At 44.7% G+C, this 12442-nt stretch carries 10 protein-coding genes; 8 read left to right on the forward strand and 2 right to left on the reverse strand.

What is annotated here, in order from left to right; all coding sequences use genetic code 11:
* Positions 1-51 precede the first annotated feature (51 nt).
* The 5 genes from LI288_RS14475 to LI288_RS13525 all read left to right on the forward strand — a co-directional run bounded on the left by LI288_RS14475 (position 52) and on the right by LI288_RS13525 (position 4191).
* Positions 52-909 carry a Rossmann-like and DUF2520 domain-containing protein gene (locus tag LI288_RS14475; protein ID WP_320055243.1) on the forward strand — a complete coding sequence of 286 codons (858 nt, stop codon included), beginning with the start codon at positions 52-54 and terminating at the stop codon, positions 907-909.
* Positions 884-1711, forward strand: a complete 828-nt coding sequence (gene panB, locus LI288_RS13510; RefSeq protein WP_227090943.1) for a 3-methyl-2-oxobutanoate hydroxymethyltransferase — start codon at positions 884-886, stop codon at positions 1709-1711. The genes LI288_RS14475 and panB overlap by 26 nt, the downstream gene beginning before the upstream one ends.
* Positions 1712-1890: 179 nt before the next feature.
* Entirely contained in the window at positions 1891-2730 is an 840-nt protein-coding gene (gene panC / locus LI288_RS13515; RefSeq protein WP_227091056.1) for a pantoate--beta-alanine ligase, read from the forward strand.
* Between the two features lie 38 nt (positions 2731-2768).
* Positions 2769-3152, forward strand: coding sequence for an aspartate 1-decarboxylase (gene panD / locus LI288_RS13520; protein ID WP_022432434.1), 384 nt, complete (start codon positions 2769-2771; stop codon positions 3150-3152).
* 82 nt (positions 3153-3234) lie between these two features.
* A complete protein-coding gene (locus tag LI288_RS13525; RefSeq protein WP_227090945.1) occupies positions 3235-4191 on the forward strand; it encodes a 3'-5' exonuclease in 957 nt (318 codons plus the stop codon).
* Positions 4192-4234: 43 nt separating this feature from the next.
* On the opposite strand, the gene LI288_RS13530 is transcribed toward LI288_RS13525, so the two are convergent.
* On the reverse strand, positions 4235-5146 hold the full coding sequence (locus tag LI288_RS13530; RefSeq protein ID WP_227090947.1) for a hypothetical protein: 912 nt from the start codon (positions 5144-5146) through the stop codon (positions 4235-4237).
* A 6-nt stretch (positions 5147-5152) separates the two neighbouring features.
* On the reverse strand, positions 5153-6115 hold the full coding sequence (locus LI288_RS13535) for a phospho-N-acetylmuramoyl-pentapeptide-transferase (RefSeq protein WP_022432431.1): 963 nt from the start codon (positions 6113-6115) through the stop codon (positions 5153-5155).
* Positions 6116-6306: 191 nt separating this feature from the next.
* Between LI288_RS13535 and glgB the strand changes: the two genes are divergently transcribed.
* From glgB to LI288_RS13550, 3 genes are all read left to right on the forward strand, one after another.
* Positions 6307-8232, forward strand: a complete 1926-nt coding sequence (gene glgB, locus LI288_RS13540) for a 1,4-alpha-glucan branching protein GlgB (RefSeq protein ID WP_227090948.1) — start codon at positions 6307-6309, stop codon at positions 8230-8232.
* Between the two features lie 30 nt (positions 8233-8262).
* Positions 8263-9129, forward strand: coding sequence for an NAD(P)-dependent oxidoreductase (locus LI288_RS13545; RefSeq protein ID WP_227090950.1), 867 nt, complete (start codon positions 8263-8265; stop codon positions 9127-9129).
* An 87-nt stretch (positions 9130-9216) separates the two neighbouring features.
* A complete protein-coding gene (locus LI288_RS13550) occupies positions 9217-12411 on the forward strand; it encodes a DUF6240 domain-containing protein (RefSeq protein WP_227090951.1) in 3195 nt (1064 codons plus the stop codon).
* Positions 12412-12442 lie beyond the last annotated feature (31 nt).

Raw genomic sequence — 12442 nt, forward strand, 5'->3', positions numbered from 1 at the left:
CAGGACTTGTGCGTAAGCGGGAGAAAATGAGGTGATAGCATAAGAATAGGAATTATCGGCGCCGGGAAAGTCGGTGTGACGTTAGGAAAATATCTTAGCGAAGCACACATTCCGGTAACAGGATTTTACAGTAGAACAAAGGAAAGCGCTGCATGGGCGGCAGCTTTTACAAAGACAGCCGTATTTGACGGTTTAAAAGAATTAATAACAGCAAGCGATACCCTTTTTATTACGACACCCGACGGTGTAATTGCAGATGTATGGGATTGTATTGCAGCGATGGATATGGATTTATCCGGTTATAAGATCTGCCATTTTAGCGGCTCATTATCATCTAATGTATTTTCAGGAATAGAACGCACCAAAGCGTGCGGTTGTTCTATTCATCCAATGTACGCGTTCAGCGATAAAGAAACTTCCTGGTTACAATTTCAAAAAGCATATCTGACAATGGAAGGCAGTGAAAAAGCGGTTGCGGTTATGCGCAGTCTGTTTGAAGGACTGGGACACACCGTATACGGGTTAGACAGTGCGGACAAGGTAAAGTATCATGCGGCGGCAGTGCTTGCAAGCAATGCAGTTGTGGGGCTTTTTTATTCTGCACAGCAGCTTTTATCTGAATGCGGTTTTGCAGAAGAAGAAAGCAGAAAACTGCTTGCACCGCTGATAACGGAAAATGTGTCTTCAATTGTAAAAAACGGGTGCGCAAAAGCCCTTACAGGTCCTGTCGAGCGGGCAGATGTACAGACTGTAAAAAATCACCTTGCGGCATTGCAGGGGAGTGACGAGGAAGCGGTTTACCGGAGTATTTCAAAAAAACTGACAGCGTTGGCAAAGTGCAGAAATCCGCAGCGGGATTATACGGCACTGGAAAGGATTATGGATGAAAAATACAGTACAGACCTTTAAAGAAGCAAAAAAGAATCACACGAAGCTTGCAATGCTTACGGCATATGATTATTCAACCGCAAAATTGCAGGACGAGGCGGGAATCCATGGAATATTGGTGGGCGATTCCCTTGGTAATGTAATTTTAGGATATGAAGATACAATTTCCGTGACCATGGAAGATATGATTCATCACGGAGCGGCAGTTGCCAGAGGTGCGAAAAATGCACTGGTCGTTGTGGATATGCCGTTTATGTCATATCAGACCTCGGTGTATGACGCGGTGGTCAATGCGGGAAGGCTGATGAAGGAAGGCCGTGCCAATGCGGTAAAATTAGAGGGCGGCGTATCCGTATGCCCGCAGATTAAGGCGATTACCGATGCCGGAATCCCGGTTATGGCACACCTCGGTCTGACACCGCAGAGCATTAATGCATTCGGCGGCTTTAAGGTGCAGGGGAAAAATGAAGCGGCGGCACGAAAGCTGATTGACGATGCAAAGGCAGTTGAAGAAGCAGGCGCATTTGCGCTGGTATTAGAGTGTGTACCGGCAAAGCTGGCAAAAATCATTTCAGAGCAGCTGACCATTCCGACAATTGGAATCGGAGCGGGTGCAGGCTGTGACGGACAGATTCTGGTTTATCAGGATATGCTGGGCATGTTTTCGGATTACACGCCGAAATTTGTCAAGCGTTTTGCCGAGGTCGGCAGTGTTATGAAAGAAGCCTTTACAAATTACATCAAAGAAGTGCAGGCAGAAACGTATCCGGCAGAGGAGCATACGTTTAAAATAGATGATGAGGTTTTGGAAAAGCTCTACTAAGATACAGGGAGTGGATTGTGGGAGTGTGCAGCATGGAACAATCCACAGGTGTCATAGAGATATGTAAATAAAAAAATGCAGGCACAGCATGTTCCGGCGGTACTGTTTTTAAGCAAAAGCAGACAGTCCGTATGGAAAGCAGACAGAATGTGCCTGCGGGAATGGAGATAAAGATTAAAATGAAGATAGTAGAAACGATTGCAGAAGTCAGGGCACAGGTAAAAGAATGGAGAGCACAGGGATTAAGTGTCGGTCTTGTGCCGACCATGGGATATTTGCATGAAGGTCATAAGAGCCTGATTGACAGAGCCGTTGCGGAAAATGATAAGGTTGTTGTCAGCGTGTTTGTCAATCCGATGCAGTTTGGTGTGGGTGAAGATCTGGAAAGTTATCCACGCGACATGGAGCGTGACAGCGCTTTGTGTGAAAATGCAGGTGCGGCGCTGATTTTCCACCCACAGCCGGAAGAAATGTACCACAAGGATTTCTCCTCTTTTGTGGATATGAATACGCTGACGAAAGGTCTTTGTGGAAAAACACGTCCGATTCATTTCCGCGGCGTGTGTACGGTTGTATCAAAATTATTCAACATTGTACAGCCGGATAAGGCATATTTCGGACAGAAGGATGCACAGCAGCTTGCCGTTATCCGCCACATGGTATCGGATTTGAATTTCGGCATTGAAATTGTGGGCTGCCCGATTGTCAGAGAAGCAGACGGACTGGCAAAAAGTTCCAGAAACACCTATTTAAACGAGCAGGAAAGAAAAGCGGCAGTTGTTTTAAACCAGTCTTTACAGGCAGCACAAGACCTTTACGAAAACGGAGAGCGCAGTGCGGCAGTACTGTCTGCGGCAATCCGTGAAAAGCTGGCGGCAGAACCGCTTGCAAAGCCGGACTATGTGGAAATTGTGGACTGGAATACGTTAGAGCCGGTAGAAACGATTCAGGATTCTGTCTTAATGGCGATTGCCGTATACATTGGAAAGACAAGACTGATTGATAACCGCATTTTATAAGAAAAATTTGAAAAAAATTTCGGAAGGAAAGAAAAACGATGCAGCTTACAATGTTAAAAGGAAAAATTCACAGAGCCGTTGTGAAACAGGCAGAATTAAATTATGTGGGAAGTATCACGATTGACCCAAAGCTTATGGAAGCGGCGGGCATTCTGGAATATGAGCAGGTACAGATTGTCGATGTGGAAAATGGAAACCGTTTTGAAACGTATACGATTGACGGAGAGCCGGGCAGCGGCATGATTTGTTTAAACGGTGCGGCGGCAAGACAGGTGCAGGTCGGCGACCATGTAATTATCATGGCATACTGCCAGATGGATGCCAAAGAAGCCGCAGACCACAAGCCAAAGGTCGTCTTTGTCGATGAGGAAAATCATATCAGCCGCGTTTCCAATTACGAAAAGCACGGACAGCTATCGTAAGAAACGGTACTTTGCAGATAGATAAAACTCTGATATAATCAAAGAACAAAATAGCTGCACAGACAGCGGATTGGTGATAATGATGAATTATATTGTATTAGATTTAGAGTGGAATCAGAGTGCAAAGGGGAAAAAATATACACTGCCGGGCATGCCGTTTGAGATTATCCAGATGGGTGCCGTAAAACTGGACAATAAATTTGATGTCATAGATGAATTTGACAGGCTGGTCTGCCCGCAGGTGTATCCGGTGCTTCATTCTGTCTGCGGGGAAGTAACGGGCATTACACAGGAAATGCTTGCGGATGGGGAGCATTTTGTGGATACTGCACTGGATTTTTTAGAATGGTGTGGACAGGATTACATTTTCTGCACCTGGGGCAGTACGGACCTGGTGGAATTACAGCGTAACTTAAATCACTATGCCATAGAAGCGGAATTTCCGATGCCGTTTTTATTCTATGATGTACAGAAATTATACAGTCTGTGTTTTTTAAATGGCAAAGAAAGACCGGCACTCCAGACAGCAATCGAACAGCGTGGCATTGCGGAAAAGGAGCAGTATCACATGGCACTGTCTGATGCACGGTATACGGCACAGCTTATGAAACTGCTGGACTTTGAAAAGGTGCGGGCATTTTACAGTATTGACACGTACCGCGTGCCAAAGCGGCGCAAAGATGAAATCTGCATGAATTTCGGCAATTACAGTAAATATATTTCGCGGGTATTTGATACGCGGGAAAAGGCGGCAAATGACAGGCGGGTGCGCTCCTGCAACTGCTTTTTGTGCGGAAAGCCGATGGAGCGGAAAATTAAGTGGTTTGCGACAAATGGAAAGACGTATTACGGTCTGTTTTTCTGCGAGGAACACGGGCTGATAAAAGGACGTTTTAAGATTAAACATACCGATGATGAGCAGTATTATGCAGTGAAAATTTTAAAGCGTACGGACGATGCGGGCGCCGAAAAGCTGCATGCGCGCCAGTTACAGGAGCGGGAACACAGAAGACAGAGAAGGTTAAATAAGCAGGAGTAAGATAGCAGCGTGGATATAGGTGTGGCATATAAACTATGCCACACTAAAACAAATCCAGCATATTATCCAGATACACAGCCTCCCGCACATGAATCTGATATTCGGGTTTTGTCATATAATATAGAAGAAATTCTAAAATCAGTGCGCTTCCCAGACCTCTGCCTTCAATTTTAAAGTTGGAAAATCCCATTGGCAGATAAATATTTTGAATATCATCAATCCCGATAAAACCGGGATTTGTCATGGCTTTGGAAAAACGGTAGCCTGTTTTTGCATCCGGTGCATTACAGCGGTGGTCAGGACAGTTTTTGCCGAGATTGTTAAGGCTCACGGCTTCATAACAGCGCTTTCTGTCCACACAGCCAAAGAAACAGCATTCGTTGCACAAAAATTCCACCTTGTTTTTTTGCAAATCCGGCAAAGTATTGAGCCTGTCAAATGCCTTGTTCAATCGGAAGTCCGGTACAACATACAGAAAATCATCATTTTTTACTTCATTTAAAAAGTCCGCAAAATCTGTCAGAACCTTGGTTGTCGATGACACAAAATATAGGTCTGGATAGTGTGATTTTAAGTAGTCCAGTAATAAATCCGAGTGAATAATCACACCGTTTTGTACACGGTCATTTTCCGAGAGCAGGGCACACAGCGCATTGCATTTTTTATCAGCAAGGTGTACGGGTTCTAACTGCGAGTTGCTAAAGGTAAGCCGTGCGGAAATGCCGTATTCCCGCATGAGTGCAAAAACTTCCCGTGGATCCCGGTTTCCCGATTCAACACGTCCGCCGCCCCAGATACAGTCGGCCGGTGCACCGTAGACAGAAGCAATGTCACACCAGTCGTAAAAATATTCCCGGTGGCTGTAAAACAGCGGCAGGAAAACGCTGTATAAATCGTAAAATTCAAACAGGCCGGGAAGGTGGTAATATGCGGTTTTTGTGGTTGAGTGTTTCATAAATGCCTACAAAATCGCGTAAATAACAGCCAGTCCGATGACAATCTGGATAATCGCAAAACGAAAGACAACCTGAGCGTCAGACCATTCTTTGTTCTTGCGCATATGGTCATGAATCGGTGTGCGGATATTTTTCATCAGATTAATATGAAGGAAACGCATAAACGAAACCTTAATCAGTCCGAGACCGCCGTCTAAAATCAGCATAATCGCCACCGGAATGTATAAAAGCGGGTGGTGCAGCTTTAAGAATACAAATGCAATAAAAATACCGATTGCACGGGAACCGGCATCGCCCATTAACAATTTACTCGGTGAAGCGTTAAACCACAGATAGCCTAAAATACATACAATCATTAAAAGCACTGCATGACGGAAATAAGGTTCAATGTCAAATACACGGAACAGCACGTAAGCAGTGGAAAGCGTTACGGCAGAAAGTGTGCCGCACAGTCCGTCCACGCCGTCAGAGCAGTTGGTCACATTAATACTTACCCAGATTAAAACGACAATTAAAAATCCGTAAATCAGCGGATGCAGTGTTACGGTTTTTGAAAAGAATGCCAGTTCAAAGGTATTCGGGTTGTAATGCAGATAAGTAAATGCAGCCATTAAGGCAATGACAAAATCAATCAGTCCTTTTTTTAATTCGCCCCACGGAGAAGAAGAACTGTCATCTAAGTAGCCGCTTAACATTGCCGCAAGCGTTAAAATCAGATAAATGATAATTTCCGCATCCAGTTTGATAAATAACACGCAGGAAAGTGTGAAAGTCAGTATAAAGATAATTCCGGCACCACGCGGCTTGCCAACGGATTTGGAACCGTTGATGGCATAGGCACGTCCGGCATCGCGCGGAAGGATATTCTTGCCTAAAGCAATGGCTGCGCAGGTCAAAATAAATGCAAACAGCACACTGATAAAAGTAACTTCTTTTATCAAATCAGAACTGATTAAATTGTAAATCATTGTAATACGTACTCCTTTTTTGTATACATCATTATATATGTTTTTCCCAAAGTATAGCACACTTAGTTTTAGTTTTGTACAAAAAAGCAAAAAAAATATAAATAGTATTTATCTGTAGAGTATGGTACAATTAATAATCATAAACGTGCAGACAGTAGAATAAAATTTGTAAAGGCGGAGGCGGAATATTTATGGCTAAAAAAGACTCAACAGATGTATTTATGACAGAACTGGATGCGTATCTTTTTGGGGAAGGTACGCATTATGAGATTTACAACAAGATGGGCGCACATAAGGCAGTAAAGGACGGACAGGAAGGGGTCTATTTTGCGGTGTGGGCGCCTCATGCAAAGGATATTTTTGTAGTCGGTGATTTTAATGACTGGAAAGCCTACGGATACGATATGAAACCGGTATCAGACGGCGGCATTTATGAATTGTTCATACCGGGTGCAAAGGTTGGTCAGATGTACAAGTTCTTAATTGTGACACCGCAGGGAGAAGCAATTTATAAAGCAGACCCGTATGCCAATGAAGCCCAGCTTCGCCCGGACAATGCATCTATTATTACGGATTTGACAGGTTTTCACTGGACCGATAAAAGCTGGGTTGAAAAGAAGAAAAAGGAAAATCATTTAGAAAGTCCGATGGCAATTTACGAATGTCATCTCGGCTCATGGAAAAAGAAAGAGGACGGCACCGAAGACGGTTTTATGAATTACCGTGAGATTGCGCCGGAGCTGGCAGACTATGTAAAGGATATGGGCTATACGCACGTGGAACTGATGGGTATTGCAGAATATCCGTTTGACGGTTCATGGGGCTATCAGGTAACAGGTTATTATGCGCCAACCAAACGCTACGGAACGCCAAAGGATTTTATGTATTTTGTGGATTACATGCACTCGAAGGGAATCGGGGTTATTTTAGACTGGGTACCGGCACATTTTCCAAAAGATGCATTCGGACTGGCGGAATTTGACGGACAGTGCCTGTATGAATATGCGGATTCCAGAAAGGGTGAGCATCCGGACTGGGGAACGAAAGTTTTTGATTACAGTAAAAATGAAGTATCCAATTTCCTGATTGCAAACGGCATGTACTGGGTGGATAAGTTCCACGTTGACGGTCTGAGGGTCGATGCGGTGGCATCCATGCTGTATCTGGATTACGGAAGGACAGAAGGTAACTGGATTCCGAATAAATACGGCGGCAACGGCAATCTTGAAGCGATGAGCTTTTTAAAGCATTTTAACAGTATGATGCGCAAGCGTTTTCCGCAGGCAGTTACGATTGCCGAGGAATCAACGGCATGGCCGATGGTCAGCGGTGACCCGGACAACGGAGAATGCCTTGGATTTACATTTAAGTGGAACATGGGCTGGATGCACGATTTCCTTGAATATATGAAGCTTGACCCGTATTTTAGAAAGTTTAACCACAGCAAGATGACGTTTAGTTTAATGTATGCGTACAGTGAACATTTTGTGCTGGTGCTTTCGCATGATGAGGTTGTTCATCTGAAATGTTCAATGCTTGGTAAAATGCCGGGCGACCGGGAAAGCAAGTTTGCCAACTTAAAGCTTGCATATGCCTATATGTGCGGACATCCGGGCAAGAAGCTGTTATTTATGGGGCAGGAATTTGCCCAGTGGAACGAGTGGAGCGAAGAACGTGCATTAGACTGGTATCTGTTAGATGATCCGTCCCACAAGGAAATGCAGCAGTTTACGAAAAAGTGCATGAAGCTCTACAGCAGTTATCCGTGCCTGTATGCGACGGATTATAAGCCGGAAGGTTTTGCATGGATTAATGCCAATGATGTGGACAACAGTGTGTATTCGTTTATCCGCATCAGTCCGGATGGCAAAAAAAACCTGTTGTTTGTACTAAACTTTACGCCGGTGGCAAGAAAACAGTTCCGTGTCGGTGTTCCGGCAGACTGCAAGTACCGTCTGGTGCTGGGCAGCCACGAAAAGATACAGGCAAAGCAGCTGACTGTGGATAAAGGGGACTGCGACGGATATTCCCATTCCGTACTGGTTGATCTGCCGGAATATGGAATTGCGGTTTATGAATTTACGGCAAAGCAGCTTGAGAATAAAACACGGATCTAATAGGATATCAGGGTCAAAAGGAGCATACACATGAAAAAAATCGGATTTATCGGTGTCGGCATTATGGGAAAATCTATGGTCAGAAACCTTATGAAAGCAGGATTTGAAGTGTCCATTTATGCGCGAACCAAGGCAAAGGTTGAAGATGTATTGCAGGAGGGGGCGTTGTGGTGTAATTCTATCGGAAGCTGTGCGGCAGGAAAAGATGCCGTGATTACGATTGTCGGTTTTCCGAAGGATGTGGAAGAAGTATATTTTGCGGAAGGAAATATACTTGACAGTGCCGCCGCCGGTACATACCTTATTGATATGACGACCACCAGTCCACAGCTTGCAATAAGAATCTATGAAAAAGCAAAGAAAAACGGACAGCACGCGCTGGATGCGCCGGTTACGGGTGGAGATACAGGTGCAAAAAACGGAACACTCTCGATTCTAGCAGGCGGTGAGGAGCAGGATTTTCATGCCTGTATGCCGCTTTTTGAAGCCATGGGGAAAACGATTGTATACGAAGGCAGCGCAGGCTGCGGACAGCACACAAAAATGGCAAATCAGATTATGATTGCGGGTGCATTGTCAGGCGTGTGCGAAGCATTTGCTTATGCGCAGAAGGCAGGACTTGATATGGATAAGCTGTACGCTTCCGTAAAGGACGGTGCGGCGGCGAGCTTTCAGCTTAGTTCCCTTGGCGCAAAGATTTTAAAGGACGATTACGCACCGGGATTTTTCTTGAAGCATTTTATCAAGGACATGAAGATTGCCGCGCAGGAAGCCAAAGACCGTGATGTCAATCTGGAAGTTTTAAATACGGTGCTTGAAATGTATGAAACGCTGGAAGACAAAGGCATGGGTGATTTAGGCACACAGGGACTGATGAAGTATTATGAGGAATCCTAAATCGGACTAAATGAAATGTAAAAATGTGACGAAATACTATCTATAAGACGGTGTGTCTATAGATAGTATTTTTTTGAGGTGAAAAGAATGGATTTAACAATTGCAGCATCAGAGCTGGCAAAAGGCACCGACAAAAGTCAGGGTGCATCAATTAATATAAAAAACAATACACAGACAGAGGGAAGCACAAAGGCAGCAGACTTTGCCAATGTGCTGATATCCGGTATGCAGGTGAATCAGAAGGAATTAGACCAGAACACATATCATTCTTTATTAAAGGAAACAGATGATGTCAAAGAACAGCTTATGCAGAGCGCGACCAATGCCAAAGCCAATTTAAAGGCACTGTTCCAGCGCCTTTCCGGTGCAGATGCCGTAAAGATTGACGAGGATGGATTTAACCTGAATGATTTGTCACAGGAAGAAATGGTCGGTATCGTGGACCGCATTAAGATTGAACTGGCATCACACGGCAAGAAAGTTTATTTTGCGGGAGAGGGATTAAGCACTGATGAGATTGAACAGGTTGTCGGCAGTACGGGCATGGCAGAGGAAATCTCCAATCAGATGAGCGCAGGCAATCTTCCGGCAACACAGGAAAATGTGGAAGAACTTGCAGGCGCGGTGGATAAGGTTTCACAGATTTCCGATTTAAGTGGAGAAGCGAAAAATTATCTGGTGAAAAACCGGCTTGCACCGACAATTGATAATGTATACAAGGCAGAGTATATGCAGTTACAGGGCAGTCAGGGACAGCAGAACGCAAAGGTGACGGTAACGGAAGATGAATGGCAGCAGTTAATGCCGCAGGCGGCGGCGGTTATCGGACGCGCCGGTCTTGAGGCCAATGGGGCAACACTGTCAACCGCACGGAATCTACTGGAAAATGACATTCCAATCACCAAAGAAAATATTTTATATAAAGTACAGTTAGACAGCTTAAATATTTCGGATTTACAGTCCGGGGACGGCTTAAAACAGCTGATTGGCAGTATTGTAAACGGTATGGCACAGGGAGAGAATGCATCGGATACGCTGTTAATTAACAGTACGGGAACGTATCAGACGGTTGCCGATGCAATCAGTACCGTATATAATGCGGACATCCGCCATGTGGCCTATGTAACGGAAAATGATGAAACATTTAATATTGAAAATTTAAGAAATGCAATGAACAGTGTCGATGCGGCTTCTTACCGTTTTCAGTTTGAGATTGGAAGCAAAGAAAGCACCATGGATTTTGTGCAGGAGAATGTACAGGATTATCAAAATGAGCAGGTTTATGACCGCTACGAGCAGTTACAGCAGATTCGTATTTTAATGACTGCCGATGCCGGACTGTTTCTTGCAAAACAGGGGGTCAATTTAAATGCCGAGCCGATTGCAAGTCTTATTGAACAGCTTGATGCGTATCATCAGGCGGTGGCACTCTACGCTGAGGATTCACAGGCACAGCAGAATACGGCAGGTGGTATGGCACAGCAGACAGCCGGAACGGCAGGCGCAGCACAGAACAGCCTTGAAGGTCAGACACAGGCCGCAGTGGCAGGACTTTCCGGAACAGACAGCACAATGAATATGATTGTATCGTCTTACCAGACGGTAATGCAGGTCAAGCGCGCGCTGCATGATATTAAATATGCACCGGATGTATCGATGGGAGCGGTTGTCAAAGAAAAAGCCGAAAATGAAGTGATGACGATTGCCGACTTTGCGCAGAAGGGAAGTGCGTTCAGACAGCAGTTTGAGCAGGCGGGACAGGAATACAGGGCAGTCGGAACAGAAGTGCGTAAGGACCTTGGCGATTCGCTCAAAAAAGCCGTAGATGCCAGCACGGAAGACATTTTAAAGGAACTGAATCTTGAAAATACACAGGCAAACCGTGATGCAGTACGTATTTTTGCGGAAAATCAGATGGAGATTACAAAAGAAGGTGTTGAAAATATCAAGGAAATCCACAGCACCCTTCAAAATCTGATTCGGAATATGAAACCGGAAACGGCACTTGCGATGATCCGTGAAAATATCAATCCGATGACAGAAGACATTCATACGGTCAATGCATACCTGACGGAAATGAATGCACAGCAGGATAACGATAAAGAGGAAAAATACAGCCGCTTTTTATATAAGTTAGATCAGACTGACGGAATTAGTGAGCAGGAGAGAAACCAGTTTATCGGCATTTACAAGATGATGAACATTTTTACAAAGGATGCCGGAGCGGCAATCGGAACACTGGTCAAGCAGAATGAAGAAATCACCATGGAAAATCTGTGCAAGGCATATAACAGCAGACGTGCCGCAGGCATGGATTATACGATAGATGATGAGGCAGCAATTCCACAGATTCAGGAAAAGGTGAATTATTTCGGTAATTTATTTGAAACAACAGGGGAGCATGTGACACCGCTGTCGTTAAAGACAGTACAGCAGGAACAGCCGATTGACGAACATTCGGTTGAAGCCTTCTGCGAGGATATTGAGGCAGCTTATGATGAAGATGCAGAAGCGGCTTATTATGATGAATACTTAAATACACTGCGTAGTTCATCTGCCATGGAAGAGGCGGTTATCAAAGAACTGACAGACAATGAACAGCCGGTAACGGTCAATCAGGTGCTTGCAATGGAACACATTATGCAGTCAGGCTATTATAACAGTGTATTTGGTGAAGATAAAAAAGACACTGCAAAAGCAGAGACATTTTTAGAAAAGTCAGGTGACAGACAGGCACTCGAAGCAGCATATGATGATCTGGAAGAGGATGCCGCAAAAGACCTTGAAACGGCAGTTGCCGCAGATGACAACCAGGATTACGAAACAATCCGCGATTTGAGAATGCGTTACAGGGAAATTGGGTTAATCCGCAATTTAAGCCAAAGACATGATTACCGGATTCCAATGGTGACAGAGGAAGGTGTCGGCATGATTCACCTGACACTGGTACAGGATGCCAAAGAAAAGGGAAGAATTTCAGTTCACTTAAATACGCAGGAGCTTGGAACCGTTTCCGTAGAAGCAAAGGTCGGCAGTGACAGCGCCGAATTATACGGCATTTCCGATACGAGCGCCGATAAGCTTTCTGAAAAACTGGAGCAGGCGGCAGAAGAACTAAAGGAAAACAACGGATTCAAAGAGGTGGAAGTCCACTGTCAGGATATCCGTACCGTACGCCGTGTAATGTATGATAAAGCGGCAGAAAGCGTGGCATCCGATAAACTGTACAAGGCGGCAAAGACGATAGTATATGCTTTGGCGGGAAAGACAGAAAACGCATAAGCGTAAACCGGCAAATGTGAAATTTTATGGA

It is taken from the genome of Lachnospira pectinoschiza (genome assembly GCF_020564355.1).
In the GTDB taxonomy this organism is placed as follows: Bacteria; Bacillota; Clostridia; order Lachnospirales; family Lachnospiraceae; genus Lachnospira; species Lachnospira intestinalis.

What these genes read in the sequence shown, in the direction of transcription:
- LI288_RS13530 (WP_227090947.1), bottom strand. Translation starts at nt 5,146, where the DNA reads ATGAAACACTCAACCACAAAAACCGCATATTACCACCTTCCCGGCCTG.
- panB (WP_227090943.1), top strand. Translation starts at nt 884, where the DNA reads ATGAAAAATACAGTACAGACCTTTAAAGAAGCAAAAAAGAATCACACG.
- LI288_RS13535 (WP_022432431.1), bottom strand. Translation starts at nt 6,115, where the DNA reads ATGATTTACAATTTAATCAGTTCTGATTTGATAAAAGAAGTTACTTTT.
- panC (WP_227091056.1), top strand. Translation starts at nt 1,891, where the DNA reads ATGAAGATAGTAGAAACGATTGCAGAAGTCAGGGCACAGGTAAAAGAA.
- LI288_RS13550 (WP_227090951.1), top strand. Translation starts at nt 9,217, where the DNA reads ATGGATTTAACAATTGCAGCATCAGAGCTGGCAAAAGGCACCGACAAA.
- glgB (WP_227090948.1), top strand. Translation starts at nt 6,307, where the DNA reads ATGGCTAAAAAAGACTCAACAGATGTATTTATGACAGAACTGGATGCG.
- panD (WP_022432434.1), top strand. Translation starts at nt 2,769, where the DNA reads ATGCAGCTTACAATGTTAAAAGGAAAAATTCACAGAGCCGTTGTGAAA.
- LI288_RS13525 (WP_227090945.1), top strand. Translation starts at nt 3,235, where the DNA reads ATGAATTATATTGTATTAGATTTAGAGTGGAATCAGAGTGCAAAGGGG.
- LI288_RS13545 (WP_227090950.1), top strand. Translation starts at nt 8,263, where the DNA reads ATGAAAAAAATCGGATTTATCGGTGTCGGCATTATGGGAAAATCTATG.